This window comes from Candidatus Bathyarchaeota archaeon (assembly GCA_025059045.1).
Lineage (GTDB): Archaea > Thermoproteota > Bathyarchaeia > Bathyarchaeales > DTEX01 > JANXEA01.
In genome coordinates this window covers 1-14,995 of record JANXEA010000027.1, presented here as the reverse complement: position 1 = coordinate 14,995, position 14,995 = coordinate 1, and the positions used below count along the sequence as shown (strand labels likewise).

14 protein-coding genes are annotated in these 14,995 nt (G+C 43.5%); 10 read left to right on the top strand and 4 right to left on the bottom strand.

Translation table 11 applies throughout. The annotated features are described in order from the left end of the window. Positions 1–250: 250 nt before the first annotated feature. Entirely contained in the window at positions 251–1,051 is an 801-nt protein-coding gene (locus NZ952_07065; protein ID MCS7120939.1) for a 2-amino-3,7-dideoxy-D-threo-hept-6-ulosonate synthase, read from the bottom strand. Between the two features lie 355 nt (positions 1,052–1,406). Between NZ952_07065 and NZ952_07060 the strand changes: the two genes are divergently transcribed. Genes NZ952_07060 through aroC form a run of 6 tightly spaced genes read left to right on the top strand, consistent with a single transcriptional unit; the run spans position 1,407 to position 7,332 of the window. Next, positions 1,407–2,501, top strand: coding sequence for a 3-dehydroquinate synthase II (locus NZ952_07060; protein ID MCS7120938.1), 1,095 nt, complete (start codon positions 1,407–1,409; stop codon positions 2,499–2,501). After that, on the top strand, positions 2,498–3,199 hold the full coding sequence (aroD, locus tag NZ952_07055; protein ID MCS7120937.1) for a type I 3-dehydroquinate dehydratase: 702 nt from the start codon (positions 2,498–2,500) through the stop codon (positions 3,197–3,199). The genes NZ952_07060 and aroD overlap by 4 nt, the downstream gene beginning before the upstream one ends. Beyond that, positions 3,199–4,074 carry a shikimate dehydrogenase gene (locus NZ952_07050; GenBank protein ID MCS7120936.1) on the top strand — a complete coding sequence of 292 codons (876 nt, stop codon included), beginning with the start codon at positions 3,199–3,201 and terminating at the stop codon, positions 4,072–4,074. Before aroD ends, NZ952_07050 begins: the two co-directional genes overlap by 1 nt. Next, positions 4,071–4,940 (top strand): shikimate kinase, encoded by an 870-nt coding sequence (locus NZ952_07045; protein ID MCS7120935.1) that lies wholly within the window; start codon positions 4,071–4,073, stop codon positions 4,938–4,940. Before NZ952_07050 ends, NZ952_07045 begins: the two co-directional genes overlap by 4 nt. A gap of 6 nt (positions 4,941–4,946) precedes the next feature. Next, positions 4,947–6,242 carry a 3-phosphoshikimate 1-carboxyvinyltransferase gene (gene aroA / locus NZ952_07040; protein MCS7120934.1) on the top strand — a complete coding sequence of 432 codons (1,296 nt, stop codon included), beginning with the start codon at positions 4,947–4,949 and terminating at the stop codon, positions 6,240–6,242. Further along, a complete protein-coding gene (gene aroC / locus NZ952_07035; GenBank protein MCS7120933.1) occupies positions 6,232–7,332 on the top strand; it encodes a chorismate synthase in 1,101 nt (366 codons plus the stop codon). The genes aroA and aroC overlap by 11 nt, the downstream gene beginning before the upstream one ends. A gap of 16 nt (positions 7,333–7,348) precedes the next feature. Here the strand turns inward: aroC and NZ952_07030 are convergent, their stop codons facing one another. Continuing rightward, positions 7,349–8,686: a serine hydroxymethyltransferase gene (locus NZ952_07030; GenBank protein MCS7120932.1), complete on the bottom strand. Its 1,338-nt coding sequence runs from the start codon at positions 8,684–8,686 to the stop codon at positions 7,349–7,351. 118 nt (positions 8,687–8,804) lie between these two features. Further along, a complete protein-coding gene (locus tag NZ952_07025; GenBank protein ID MCS7120931.1) occupies positions 8,805–9,422 on the bottom strand; it encodes a MarC family protein in 618 nt (205 codons plus the stop codon). Positions 9,423–9,593: 171 nt separating this feature from the next. On the opposite strand from NZ952_07025, the gene NZ952_07020 reads away from it, so the two are divergent. The 3 genes from NZ952_07020 to NZ952_07010 all read left to right on the top strand — a co-directional run bounded on the left by NZ952_07020 (position 9,594) and on the right by NZ952_07010 (position 12,270). Beyond that, positions 9,594–11,105, top strand: coding sequence for a homocysteine biosynthesis protein (locus NZ952_07020; protein MCS7120930.1), 1,512 nt, complete (start codon positions 9,594–9,596; stop codon positions 11,103–11,105). Beyond that, positions 11,095–11,487 (top strand): 4Fe-4S binding protein, encoded by a 393-nt coding sequence (locus NZ952_07015; GenBank protein MCS7120929.1) that lies wholly within the window; start codon positions 11,095–11,097, stop codon positions 11,485–11,487. The genes NZ952_07020 and NZ952_07015 overlap by 11 nt, the downstream gene beginning before the upstream one ends. A gap of 69 nt (positions 11,488–11,556) precedes the next feature. Continuing rightward, the gene (locus NZ952_07010; GenBank protein ID MCS7120928.1) at positions 11,557–12,270 is read left to right on the top strand and encodes a UPF0280 family protein; all 714 of its coding nucleotides are present in this window, start codon (positions 11,557–11,559) and stop codon (positions 12,268–12,270) included. A gap of 12 nt (positions 12,271–12,282) precedes the next feature. Here NZ952_07010 and pheA read toward each other — a convergent pair whose 3' ends face one another. Beyond that, a complete protein-coding gene (gene pheA, locus NZ952_07005) occupies positions 12,283–13,161 on the bottom strand; it encodes a prephenate dehydratase (protein MCS7120927.1) in 879 nt (292 codons plus the stop codon). Positions 13,162–13,297: 136 nt separating this feature from the next. Here pheA and NZ952_07000 point away from each other — a divergent pair. Then, positions 13,298–14,995 (top strand): glycosyl hydrolase (locus NZ952_07000; GenBank protein MCS7120926.1); only part of this gene is annotated, 1,698 nt, incomplete at its 3' end.

The following is a 14,995-nucleotide window of genomic DNA, read 5'->3' as shown; positions in this document are numbered from 1 at the left end:
AATTTTCATCTCCATTTCTGTTTTTTACTTTTCTTGATTTCTTGGGCACCATTACCATCAGACTGAGCAAAAGGCAGGAAACCACAGGTTCAGTGTTTGGTAGCGGTCTTCCCCTTCCATAGCTTAGCATTTCTTCAGATAATAGAGAGATGAAGACGACCGCCCACTGTGAATTTGACCCCTCACTTCATATCACTCGAAGAGATAATCGCTGATAATTACTAATAAATACTTTTCTATCAATATGGCGCTATTTCATGTATTTTTCAAGGGCGTTTTTGACATCTAAGCCTTCATGCACAATTCCGCATAGAACTCGAACCATATTCGCTGGTTTTTCATGTTGGAAAACGTTTCTTCCGGCGGCTACACCAGCCCCTCCAGCCCTTATACAGTCGTATACCATTTGGCAGAACTCTTCGTCAGTCTTCGTCTTAGGTCCTCCAGCCATGACAACTGGAACCGGGCATCCTTTCACGACTTCTCGGAACGTTTCCGGGTTTCCAGTGTAATTAGTCTTTACTATGTCCGCTCCAAGCTCGGCACCTATTCTAGCCGCGTGCTTCACAACATCAACGTCAAATTCATTCTTGATTTTCTCGCCCCTTGGATACATCATCGCTAACAATGGCATCCCCCAATCTTCGCATATTTTAGCAACCTTGCCCAATGTCTTCAATTGCTCCGGCTCAGTATTGGAGCCGACGTTGATGTGTACAGAGACCGCGTCAGCACCCAATTTTATTGCTTCGATCACATCTGCTACGAGCACCTTATTATTTGGGTCAGGTCCAAGCGCACTACTCCCCGAAAGGTGAAGTATGAGACCTATGTCTTTACCATAACCTCTATAGCCGGCCCTTATGATCCCCTTGTGGAGGAGGACAGCGTTTGCTCCACCTTCCGCGACCTGATTAACCGTTGTTCGCATATCCTCTAATCCCTTAATCGGACCAACCGTCAACCCATGATCCATTGGTATTATTACTGTTCTTTTCGTATCCCTGTTCATTATGCGGTCAAGCCTTATTCTTTTGCCAATCTCTGTCACGGCATGACACCCAAACACTCTTTTATTAACCACTACTATTTACATGCGAATTATGATCCTGTTTAAAGATAAAAAGTTTAGCTTAATCATCTCAAGTCAGAAATTTACAATAAGCAATGCACTGATTTTTAGATTAAACAAGACTTATAACTTATATATTTTACAATGTTCTAGAAGGCAAAGTGCCGACCTATTGATGTGGAGCAAGGGGTCTAGGATGCGCTTCTTTAACGGACAGTCCCCAGCCTAAGATTTGCCATCATCTTTTCGCGTATTAAGTCGAAACATAATTTTCATTTTTGGGGTAATCCTAAAAAGATGGGTAAACACATCATAGAAAGGAGGTTAGCGAATATTGAGAGAATTTTGGGTGAGAGTTGACCCATCCCTTAATAAGGACGAAAAGATAGAGTTAATCAAGAAGACCGCCAGCTTGGTCTCTGCTTTTGTTGTCGATTCCGGAGACACTCAGTTGGTCAGAGATTTGAGTGGAAAGATTATTGTCAGCCCTTCGGATAATTCCGACATTAAACTTGTAGGAGATCTTGAATCTCTAAGGGAGACTAAGATGAAGGGTAAAAAAGCCTGTATGGAGGTTATTGTCAAGTCAAAGGCTGACGAAAAGAAAGTTATTGAAGCGGCACATGCTCACGCCGATTATGTAGTGATCGAATGCCCAGACTGGAAAGTTATTCCATTAGAGAACCTGATAGCGGAGATCCATGATAAAACATTACTTCTGGCGACCGTCTCTAACATACATGAGGCAAAGCTTATTCTTGAAACATTGGAGATTGGTGCGGATGGAATTGTAACAAATAGTCATAACGTTAAGGAGATATATGAAATCAATGGGATCGTAAAGAACGTTAAGACAAGGGCAGAGGAGATTGAAAAGGGAGAGAGGATATTACTTCAGCAAGCTAAAGTAGTAGAGACGAAACCGCTCGGATCCGGCGCAAGGGTATGTATAGACACTTGCGACATTATGAAAGCGGGTGAAGGACTTTTATTAGGATGCCAATCTTCCGGCTTCTTCTTGGTGGAGGCTGAAGTTCATGAAACTCAATTTGTTGCCCCTCGCCCGTTCAGAGTGAACGCAGGATCTATCGCCCTCTATGTTCTGGTTCCAGGAGGAAAGACTAAGTATCTCTCAGAATTAAGGGCTGGGGATGAAGTTCTAATAGTCGACCGTGAGGGGAAAACTAGAGTAACGAACATCTGCCGCGTCAAGATTGAATGGAGACCGTTACTGCTTGTTGATGCAGAATGTGAGGGTAGGAGAATCAAGGTGATATTACAGGACGCTGAAACCATAAGGCTTGTTACAGAAGATGGTAGCAGATCAGTCAGAGAAATCAAGGAAGGAGAAAAAGTTCTGGTACATCTGGAAGAGGGAGGGAGACACTTCGGGACACTTGTGAAGGAAGAGAGAGTGATCGAAAGGTGATCCCCCGGGTCTGCGTTTCTATTCCCGCAAGCAATCTTAAAGACTTAGGTTATATGATTAGGAAGGCTGAACGTTTAGGAGCAGACTTGGTAGAGGTTCGTTTAGACTTCATGAATATGGAAGAGGCTTTCTCTCTAAAAACATTAGAAGAAATTGTAAAACAGGCAAATATCCCGCTAATAGCGACAAATAGACAACATACGCAAGGAGGATGGAAGTACCAAGATGAAAATTATAGAATCGGAACCCTGATCACAGCTGCCCAGATAGGGTTTCAGTATGTAGATGTCGATCTGACATCGGAAAACATTCATGACGCAGTTCAAAAAATTAAAGATGCTGGTGCGGCCTGCATAATCTCTCACCATGACTATGAAAGAACTCCGGAAGAGAATGAGATGGAGGAGATTCTGAGATCGCAAATCGAAGCAGGAGCTGACGTTTGCAAATTGATAACAACCGCAAATAATCTATCGGATAATATTAGATGTTTAGATTTGACGAAGAAATTTAGTAGAAAGTTTAAGATCGTGTGTTTCGCAATGGGTAGAAAGGGGATCGTCTCTCGACTACTATCACCAATTTATGGAGCCCTTTTCACCTATGCTTCGTTACAAGTAGGTTTAGAGACCGCACCAGGCCAGATCGATATCGTTGAGATCAGAAATCTGTATGCCAAGCTAGGTGTTCTTGAATGATTATTTCTGGAAAAACCAGAGTATGCGCTTTGATAGGTGATCCAGTAGAGCATAGTCTCAGCCCTTTTATTCATAACGCAGCGTTTGAGCATCTTGGATTGGACTATGTCTACGTAGTTTTTCGTGTTAAAAGTGAAGATCTAGGAAAAGCTATTATCGGCATAAAGGGTTTAGGTATACATGGTATAAACGTGACTATGCCTCATAAGATCGATGTTATTCGATACTTGGATGAGCTGGATGAGTCGGCGAAGACCGCCTGCTCTGTCAACACGATCCTCAATGATAACGGAAAGCTAATAGGATATACAACTGATGGTGCAGGCGCGCTTATGGCGATGAAATACAATAACGTGGATCCTTTCGGTAAAAGAATCCTAATTTTGGGGGCTGGCGGAGCTTCACGGTCGATTTCATTCACCTTGGCCAAAGTGGCAAAAAAAATTGTTATACTTAACAGAACAGTTAAAAAAGCTGAGATGCTTGCCGGGAACTTAATGAACAGCGGGGTCGCCTCGGAGGTTTTAGCCTTTGAACTGAATAAGGAGAATCTGGAAGCTATGTTATCTGACTCTGACATTTTGATAAATGCGACTTCCATAGGCATGAATTCCGATACTGAAACACCAGTTCCCCCAAATCTGCTGAGACGCAACCTGGTCGTATTCGACCTTGTCTATGAGCCTATTGAGACAAGGTTGCTTAGAGATGCTAAGCTAGCCGGAGCCAAGACTATCGACGGATTGTCTATGCTTGTCCATCAAGGAGCAGCATCATTCGAAATATGGACAGGCATCAAGGCTCCAATAGATCTAATGCTCAAGGTTGCCAAGAGGAGAATGTTACAATTGGAAAAAGGCGGGATAAATAGATGACTCCTCGGGGAAGAGCAGTTGCATATGGCGCGGTAACAATTGTTAATGCCATCTCATGCGGTCTCGGAGCAGCTCTAGGCATCGACCTACAAACGGAGGCCTCAGTAAGATTGACCAATGAGCCTGGAAAGATAGAAGGACGCATCCTCTCTGATCCTAACGAAAGCATTATTCTCATTCAGAAGACCGTTAGCCGAGTGCTGAGACACTTCAACCTAGAGGAGGAATACGGGGCTTATGTGGAAACCAGATCAAACATTCCAGTAGCACGCGGATTGAAGAGTAGTAGTGCGGCTGCAAACGCAGTTGCGCTTGCTGTCCTTGACGCTCTTAATGAAGACATTAGCGATCTTGAGGTTATTGGTCTAGGCGTCGACGCCGCAATTGAAGCCGGCGTTACAGTAACAGGAGCCTTCGATGATGCTTGCGCTTCCTATTTTGGCAATGTCGTCATAACGGATAACATGGAAAGAAAGATCCTTAGGCAGTTCATTCCCGAAGAAGGATACATCGTTTTGGTTTATGTTCCTGAGAGGAAATCATATACTGCGACGTCAGATATAAAGAGAATGAAGATAATTGCGAGCCAAGTAAAGGCAATCCACAAACTAGCCTTGCAAGGTGATTATTGGACCGCTATGACGGTGAACGGTTTCCTTTACGCTGCTGCGCTTGGATACGACCCCAAGATTCCATTAGACGCTTTAGAGGCAGGTGCCATAGCGGCTGGATTGTCAGGTAAGGGCCCATCTGTAGCAGCAGTAGTTCCACATGAAAATGTAAGCAGCGTCAAAGAGGCTTTGAGAAAATATGATGGAAAAATTATTGAGTCGAAAATAAATCGTGAAAAAGCTCATGCGGTGTGAAAAACTTTGGCTGATGTTATTGTCAAAAAGACGGAATGCCTCCGGGGGGCACTGCGAGCCCCGCCATCAAAATCTCTTACGCACAGAGCCTTTATAGCAGCATCACTTTCGGATGGGCTCTCAACGATTGAAGATCCACTAATCTGTGAGGACACTTTAGCCACAATAGAAGCATGCAAAATGTTGGGAGCCAGAATCGCAAATGATCATGAAAACAGGTTCCTCGTCATTGGTCGAGCTAAACCCGACACGCCTGAAAATGTCATAAATTGTAGAGAATCGGCGTCGACTATTCGCTTTCTGACCCCAGTCTGCGCCTTGGCGGACGGGATTTCAATACTTACAGGCGGACCTAGTTTACGTAAGAGACCAATGAAACCAATTTTGGATGCTCTTAGTCGGCTTGGCGTTCCTTGCTATTCTGCTCGGGGCGACGGTTATCCACCCTTAATTGTTTTTGGGGGAGGAATCAGAGGGGGAGCAACATCACTTCCGGGTGACATAAGCTCGCAATTCGTGTCGGGTCTCCTCTTTGCAACCCCCCTTGCCAAAGGTCAAACCCAGATAATTATTTCTTCTCCGTTAGAATCTAAGCCATATGTCAGTATGACATTGGACATTCTTAAGAAGCATGGAGTTAAAGTTGACGCTGACGGGAAATATGAGAAGTTTGAGATTCATGCTCCTCAGACATATATACCTTTTAACCATAAAATTGAAGGGGATTATTCTTCTGCAGCATTTCTTTTTGTAGCAGCGGCTATCACAGGCTCGGATCTCAAAGTTGAAAATCTTAGGAAAGACTCGTTACAGGGGGACCGAGTCATCGTCGATATCCTTCAAGAAATAGGTGTACAAATTGAGGTCGGCGACGATCATGTGAGAATTTTAGGTGCTGAGAAGAGGCTAAAACCGTTGGATATTAATGCCGAAGACCATCCCGACCTCGTTCCACCACTTGTTGTCCTATCATCATTCATTCGTGGGAAGTCAAGGATTAGAGGTGTCACTAGGCTAAGGTACAAGGAATCGAATAGAATAGTCTCATTAATGGATGAACTTTCAAAGATGGGCGTAAAGATGAGTTTAGTTGATGATTCATTCGTCATTTTTGGAGATGAGAAAATTCGTGGCGCAGAAGTTAATTCTCACGGCGATCATAGAATCGCCATGGCATGCATCGTTGCTGGACTAAGAGCTGAGGGAGCCACTATTGTGCATGGAGCCGAATGTATTAATAAATCGTACCCAAATTTCCTTAGAGATCTGTCTTCGGTTGGAGGGGAAATAATTGAACGGTAACTCGATAGGTAAAGCATTCGTAATTACGAGTTTCGGTGAAAGTCACGGTCCTTGTATAGGTGTAATTGTTGATGGCTGTCCTCCAGGCCTATCCCTAAACGAGGATGACATACAAAGAGAATTGGATAAGAGGAGGCCCGGTTCAACTTTCGTAAGCACGCAAAGAAGGGAGGAGGATAAAATTGAAATCTTATCCGGTCTATATCGGGGACGTACAACTGGCGCTCCTATTTGCCTGCTCATAAGAAATATTGACGTCAACTCTGAATCCTATGAGGAGATAAAGCGGAAGCCTCGCCCAGGTCATGCCGACTACCCCGCATACATCAAATACGGAGGTTACAATGATCATAGGGGAGGAGGAAGATTTTCGGGCAGAATCACCGCATGTCTTGTTGCTGCGGGAGCAATTGCTAAGAAATTAATCGGCACCCTCGGAATAGAGGTGTTGGCGCACGTAGTGCAGATTGGTAGAGTCAGGGTGAAGGAAAAAATCTCCTACGAGGATATTCGCAGGAATGTTTATTCAAACCCCGTGAGGTGCGCTCTTCCCGAATATGCTGCGCTCATGGAAAAAGAGGTTATAGAGGCTGCAAACGATGGGGACAGTGTTGGCGGAGTCGTGGAGGGAGTCGCCTTGAATGTGCCATGCGGGATTGGCGAACCTATTTTTGATTCGCTAGACTCGGATATTGCGAAGATGATGTTCAATATACCTGCTGTTAAAGGTGTGGAGTTCGGGGCGGGCTTCAATTGTACTTTACTGAGGGGTTCAGAAAACAATGATCCATACATCTTGCGGGACGGAAAGATAATTACGATGACAAATAACGCGGGGGGAATATTAGGCGGAATATCCACAGGTATGCCGATTGTTGTTAGAGTTGCTTTTAAGCCGACTCCATCAATCTCGAAGACTCAAAGGACTGTAGATCTGAAGCTGATGGAAGAAGCTGAACTGAAATTGCACGGCAGATTTGATCCATGCATTGTCCCACGTGCTGTGCCTGTCGTAGAATCATGCCTTGCTATTGTGCTGGCAGATCACATTATTCGTTCAGGCATGATTACAAAAGTGATTGGAGAGTGATCAGTTGCGGGGCTCTTCATACTTTCCTCAGATACTTTAAGGCTTCTTCAACGCTTTGGAATCCATATTCTATCCTGTTGAATTCTTTTCTCAGGGCGATAACGTCTTCCCTAACATCTTGGGGTTTTCGCCTTCCAGTGATGACGTCCAACATAAGATCACATAGATACTTTATGTCACCCTCTTTGAAGCCTCTTCTTGTCACATCTTGAAAGCCTATTCTTATACCTGAAGGGTTATCACGGTTATTTTGGTCATCATATGGTAATAGATTTCGATTTAAGATAATGTTTGCCGCTTCTAGATCCTCTGCAACCTTTTTTCCGCCGCCATACTTTCTGACATCCACTGCAAGCTGATGTGACTGTGTGAAACCTTTAGATTCGCCTAGAACTTCCATCCCATGCTCGAAAAGATACTGACCTGCTGTCTGAGCGTTTTTAATCGTCTGTCTAGCCAGTTCTTGACCGAAAATTTTCATTTCTAGAGCTGCTATGCCGGTTGCAGGCAATCTGCCTAAGTGAGTGTTTGATGTGCTGAGCGGAAAAATAGCGTACTGAATATCTTTTATTGCCTTTTCCGTGCGGCTGTTTTTTCTTTCTCCCAGAATTACTCCACCTTGCGGTCCGGGAAAGGTTTTATGTGTTGAGGAGGTTATGAAGTCAGCTCCCTCTCTCAGCGGATCTTGAAACATTCCACCCGCGATTAGACCAAATACATGAGCGGCGTCGTATACAATAAATGCGCCGACTTCATCAGCAACAGATCTTAGCTCATTCACCGGATGGGGAAATAAGAAGAGGCTTCCTCCAAAGGTTACAATACCGGGCTTTGCTGCCCTTATTATGCTTGCAGACTTATCCGGATCAATATTCATCTCTTTCAAATCAAATGCGTGGTCAATATTTACAAGCCCTAGTACCATTCCAGCTAAGCCAGCATAATCGTGAGAGATGTGCGCGCCACAACTTAGTGGTGTCACAACCATCTTATGATTTCGTGTTGTCATCGATAAGCCTTTGAAAGCTGCTAGATTGGCATGTGTACCTGAGACAAGGCGCACATCAGCCCAGTTACATTTATAGAGATCTTTCATTAGGTCTGTTACGCAGTCTTCTATTACACTCATGTATTTTTGTCCCTGATAATACCTTTTCCTAACATGTCCTTCTGGGTCATTTTCACCTTCGGCATACCTACTCTCAAGATCCATAGATATCTTTAACATCTCTCTAACGGCTGGCGACTTTACTCCTTCACTTGCTATCAGATTTATACATTCTAATTCTCTGTACTGCTCATGCTTTTCCGTTGCCTCGATCAGATCTAATGCTAGCTCCCAAAACTCCTTCATCTCAACCTCTACCTCAATTTACAAGATGCAACCGGGACCTTTTCATAGAGAAGGGTGTCGAATATATATTTTTTACCGTATTTTCTCGGTATGATTCAGATAATCGGCCAAGAAAGAGCTATTTTAACACGACATAATGTCTAATGCCTTCAATAATGAATTGTACGGCTATGGATGCTATCAAGAGGGCCATTACTCGCGCAATCACTTGGGAGCCAGTTCTTCCGAGAAAACGATATATGGGGTCGATAAATCTCAAATTTAGCCATACGAGGATGAAGGTTATTATTACCGACGTTACTGTTGTGACTATCCCGAAATATTGAAGATTTAGTATCGTCGTTGTTATTGCGCCGGGTCCTACAAGAAGCGGACAGGCGATTGGAACGGCGCCAATACTTTCAGGGTGTGATAAATATTCGCGGAGTCCTCCTGAAATTAGAATTCTGACTGCGACAATAAGCAGGAGCAATCCCCCCGCAATCATGAAGCTAGGCAGGGTGATCCCAAAAAGTGTCAATATCCACTGCCCAGCCAGAGCAAAGGCTAGAAGAAGGAAGAAGCCAGTCAAAGTCGCGGTTCGGAAAACCTTTTTCCTTTCTTTTTCCTTCATGCTCTCCGTCAAGCTTATGAAGATCGGGATGTTCCCAAGCGGATCAACTATTATGAACAAGGCGATAGTTGCCTTGGCTATATCCAACACCAGTGGCAACAGGAATGCCTGCAATTCCGACATAAATTCATCATCTGTTGTTCGAGTATATGAGACTATAGGAAGGCGAGCACGATATTCATGCTTAAATATTTACCATAATGCATGTTAACGCATCGAAATATATAAAATATGGAATAATTAACTGTTGACTTATCAATCAAACAAACTATGGAGAAACAAAATTTGGAAACGATCAGAACAATAGAAGAGATCAATAATAAGATAAGGAAAGGAGACGCAGTTGTGCTGACTGCTGAGGAGATGATAAAACTTGCAGAAAGCAGCGGGATAGAAGTTGCCGCTAAAGAGGTTGATGTAGTAACTTCGGGAACATTCGGGGCAATGTGTAGTTCAGGCGCTTTCCTGAATTTTGGGCATACTGACCCCCCAATAAAAATGAGTAGATGCTGGCTAAATGATGTTCCAGTTTACAAGGGGCTTGCAGCCGTAGATGGATATCTTGGTGCAACAGCATTGAGTGAGACCCGTGGATTTGAATATGGCGGCGGACATGTGATAGAAGACCTTGTTTCAGGGGAAGGAGTCGAGTTAAGAGCTGAGTCGTATGGAACTGACTGTTACCCGCGCAGACATGTGGAAACCGTTATCACAATTCACGACCTAAACTACGCCATGTTAGTTAATCCTAGGAATTGCTATCAGAAATATGACGCAGCGACAAACAGTACAGACAGGGTTCTATACACTTATATGGGCACGCTTTTACCGAACTACGGAAATGTAACGTTTTCAGGCGCAGGCCAGCTAAATCCCTTGTGCAAAGATCCATATTATGAAACTTTAGGTGTTGGTTCTAGGATCTTTTTGGGCGGGGCAGTTGGGTACATAATTGGTGAAGGAACCCAGCATAACCCGAACTCGGGTTTCGGAACTTTAATGGTGAAAGGCGACCTGAGGAAGATGAGCAAAAAGTATCTGAGGGGCGCTTCATTTTACCGATACGGTGTCACACTTTATGTTGGGATTGGTGTTCCAATACCTATAATTAATGAAAGAGTCGCGCGGACAGCAGCACTGAGAGATGATGAAATATTTGTGAATATACGTGATTATGGTGTTCCTTCCCGACCCGACTTAAGACCTATTGTAAAAAAAGCTTCATATGCCGAGCTTAGGTCGGGGAAGGTAGTAATTGGGGATAAGGAAGTGCCATCATCGCCGCTATCAAGCTATAAGGTTGCAAGGGAAATAGCGGAGGACCTAAAAAGGATGATCCTCGAGGGAACATTTTTGCTCACGAGACCGGTTGAGCCATTACCTAAAAGCGGGGAAGTCAAACCTTTAGTGATTAGAAGAAGGGAGCCGATAGTAGAAGATGTAATGAGGAAGAATGTTATCACCGCTAAGCCTGATGAAGACATAAAATCCGTGGCTAAACGACTTGTTGATAGAGGAATTGACCATTTGCCAGTTGTAGATAATGAAAACAGAGTTGTAGGAATTGTTACTTCATGGGATCTAGCCCGAGCCATTGCAAATGATAAACACAGGCTGGATGAGATCATGACTCGGCATGTTATTGTAGCATCGAAACATGAAACGATCGATGTTGTTGCCAGAAGAATGGCTAAGCATAACATATCCGGCGTTCCGGTTGTTGACGAAGCAAACCGCGTCATTGGCATATTAACAACGGATGATCTTTCTAGAGCAATTATAGGAGACAGAAAACATGAGAGTTAGGCTGATCTATTCTCCTGAAGTCGTAGAGCAACCGGTTCTAGCACGGATAATATTGAATACAGGATTAGCAATTAACATACTCGAAGCAAAGATTAATGCACAGAAAGGTGAGATGGTGGTTGCTATACCAGCCTCAGGCGATAAGCTAGAGCAGACTTTACAAATGTTCAGAGAGGCAGGGGTTCAGGTTCAGAAATTCACTGAAATCTTAAATGTAGATCGTGAAAGATGCATCTCTTGCGGGGCATGTATATCACCATGTCCAACTAGAGCATTATGGCTTGGGTCCGACTGGAGACTAGAATATGACGAGGAAAAATGTATTGCTTGCAAAACTTGCATTAACGCATGTCCTGTCAAAGCAATTAGAATCAGGATCTAAGCGGCAATTTAGGGTCACGAAAACAATTTCCATTCCAAATTCTAGCTCCTCCTGGAGGAAAAACAAAATTTGTCTCGGACTCTATTCGAAAGAGGATTCATAATAGGCGAATCAAAAATTCACATGAAAAGTGACCGTAGAGATGCTATTCTATCAGCCTTGAAGGAGATCAAGCGTCAGAGACGAGAACTTAAGGACTACGTGAGAAGACACCCCGAGTTCCTATATTCGCTGACACCAGTAGAAGAAACGGATGTCGCTCCAAAGATCGTCCAGAAAATGATTGAGGCTTCCATGGTAGCAAATGTTGGTCCAATGGCCTCAGTCGGTGGAGCCATAGCAGACATCGGTGTGGAGGCAATGCTCAATTCTTCAGCTAGAACGGCAATTGTTGAGGATGGCGGTGAAGTCTCCATATCATCAGAATCTGAGATAACAATTTCCATCTTGTCTGAGGACTACTCACTATCTGGAAAAATCGGCTTCCTAATATCTAAAGAGGATTCTCCACTCGGAATATCTACGAGCTCAAGTAAGACTGGTCGAGTTTTAAGCTTAGGTGATGCTGATTCAGTAACAGTTGTTGCGCGTGACGCAGCCTTGGCAGACGCGGCAGCCACCGCGATATGTAATGAAGTATTAGGAACATATCCCAGCGAGTCAATTCTAAATGGGTTGAAGAAGGCTCAAGAAATAAAGGGAGTCAGAGGTGTCATCATCATTCGCGAGGGGCTTGTTGGAGTATGGGGCAGAATACCTAGGATCGTAAAAATCAAACAGTGATTGATCTCTTAACTAAATGGAATTAGATATTTCTGGAGCTTTAGGGTAAGAGCCCAGAACCTTAACGAAGACCGCTTTTCTTCTAAGACCCTCAAGTGCCTCAGCGCATCTCTTTTCGGTTCTATGCCCTTCGAAGTCAAGGTAAAAATTGTATTCCCAAGGTACACGTTTTGTGGGTCGTGACTCTATCTTCGTCAGGTTTATCTCCCTGAGTGCAAATTCTCCTAGCGCTTGATACAGCGCTCCTGGAATATGCTTTGTAGAAAATATTACCGATGTCTTATCATTACCTGTTGGCGGCGAATCCTGATGTGATAGAACAAAAAATCGTGTATAATTGTTAGGAGTATCTGAAATATCCCTTGCAATGATGGTCATACCATAAATTTTTGCAGCTCTTTCCCCAGCTATCGCGCCTGCGTTTGTTAAATGTTTCTCCTTAATCATCTTAACGCTTCCCGCTGTATCGTATGTGGAAATCATCTCCCATTTTCTGCTTTCCAGAAAACTTCTGCATTGAGCTAGGGCTTGAGGGTGCGAATATATAACATCAATATCTTCTATTCGCGTTCCTGGGTTAGCAATAAGACAATGGGAAATCTTAAGGATCACTTCGCCGCAGACTTTATGGTCATACATTAGAAAAAGATCATAAACCTGATTAACGCTTCCTTCTATGGAGTTCTCTATTGGAACAACTCCAAATTCAGCCTCACCAATCTCTACGCTTCTAAAGACGTCGGAGAACCCGACGCATGGAACGGGTTGGCATGACTGCCCAAAGTAAGAGTAGACTGCGCTCTCACTATATGCTCCCGGCTCGCCTTGAAACGCTACCCTCACTTTTTTCTTTGATATTTCACCGGATCCTTGGTTTTCTTTGTTTAGCATTAAAGTAGCTCCTTTAATCCGGGTTCTTCCCATATGCCTTGTCACATTAATATTTTTTGGTTAGTGGAGTGCGAAAGCCCAGCGGGCAAGAAAGTTATATTCAGCAAGTTCTCATGATCTATTTACGGGCTGAAGAATGATAAAAATAAGAATAGAGCAACCCAGTATATTAGAGATCTCAAATAATTTTCTAACACCGCCAACCGAGTATGGTGTAGTTTTATGGTGGAGCTGGTCTGGGGAGATGTCAGAAGATAGAATAATAAGGGAACTTGAGGAGTTTGTTTCACTTGGAATATTTAATGTTCTCATAGGCGCTGGATATGATGTAAATCCACAATATCTTTCTGCTGGCTGGTTTGAGAGGATTCGTTTCGCAATTGAGCAAGCGAGGCAAAGAAATATTTATGTCTGGATTGCGGATGAAGGTACTTATCCAAGCGGATTTGCAGGTGGCAAGTTCAACAGCGACAGTCCTGAACTTAGAATGAAGGCCTTAGTCGTTGGAGAGCGGATAGATGTTCAGTCAGGACAAGTCATTTCAATGAGACTTCCTGGGGATACTCTAGGTGCGCTCGCAGTAGACATCTCCACGGGAGATAGTATAAATCTAGATACACGTTCAGGCACTTTGAATTGGATCGCTCCTGAAGGAAACTGGCAGATATGGCTCATTAAAGCCGACTTTCGAACCTCACCCACAAGATATGTGCATCATCCAATGAAAGTCAAAGATACTACTTATTCTCTCTGCGATTATCTAAATCCGGAGGCTACTATGACATTCATAAAGTATGTGCATGAAGAATACAAGAAATATATTGGCCATGAGTTCGGCAAGACCGTGATAGGATTTTTTGGAGATGAACCAGACTATTCTATCCAGGGCATTCCTTATACTGATAAAATCTTGGAAGAATTTAGACGTCGAAAAGGTTATGACCCTAAGCTCTATATACCTTGGTTCTTTTCTCGATCAATGCCAGAGGAAGCTCGCAGAGCGAAAGCTGACTATTGGGATGTTTGGTCCGACCTTTTTGGGGATAACTTTTTCAAGATACAAGCAGAGTGGTGCGAAAAGAATAGACTTCGGTATGTGGTGCATCTTAACCATGAAGATCAGATGATGCTCCTCGTCAGATCTGAGGGCGACTTTTTTAAATGCATGCGCCATGTGCATGTTCCAGCCATCGATGCTATTTGGCGTCAGATATGGATGGATAAGGTTTCAGATTTTCCGAAACTTGCCTCTTCAGTTGCGCATCTTTTTGGAAGAAAACGAGTTTTTACTGAGAGTTTCGCCGTATATGGGCATGGCTTATCGCTAGAGCAAGCTAAATGGGTAATTGATTATCAGTTTGTTCGAGGAGTTAACCTTATCATGTCAGGCTTCTTTAATGGTGGAAAAAGAAGCCATCCCCAATTCATTTATTTGCCCACCTTGATTAAGTATGTAAACCGCGTGTCCTATTTACTCTCTCTAGGAAAACCAGCTGCTCAAATTGCTGTTTATTTTCCGACGATGAGTCTATGGCTGGGTGATGAGAAGGCGAACAAAAGCGTTTGGCATATTTCTAAACAACTTCTTGAGCATCAGATAGATTTTGATTTCGTCGACGATTACACGCTTGCTTCTATACTAAGACTTGAGAAAGGATGCTTTCGCAATCTCAGTGGTCAGGCCTATAGAGCAGTTATTGTGCCATCGTCCACGGCGATTTCGAAAGCGGCATTAAATCGGCTAAAAACATTTTCGAAATCAGGTGGTCGCGTAATATTCTTAGGGAAAAAGCCTAATATTATTGTTAACAAATCTTTCCTCGAGGCTTCTTCG

Bases quoted from the DNA above. Each gene is read 5' to 3' on its own strand.
- NZ952_07045 (MCS7120935.1), top strand. From the start codon at position 4,071: ATGACTCCTCGGGGAAGAGCAGTTGCATATGGCGCGGTAACAATTGTT.
- NZ952_07030 (MCS7120932.1), bottom strand. From the start codon at position 8,686: ATGAAGGAGTTTTGGGAGCTAGCATTAGATCTGATCGAGGCAACGGAA.
- NZ952_07025 (MCS7120931.1), bottom strand. From the start codon at position 9,422: ATGTCGGAATTGCAGGCATTCCTGTTGCCACTGGTGTTGGATATAGCC.
- NZ952_07015 (MCS7120929.1), top strand. From the start codon at position 11,095: ATGAGAGTTAGGCTGATCTATTCTCCTGAAGTCGTAGAGCAACCGGTT.
- pheA (MCS7120927.1), bottom strand. From the start codon at position 13,161: ATGCTAAACAAAGAAAACCAAGGATCCGGTGAAATATCAAAGAAAAAA.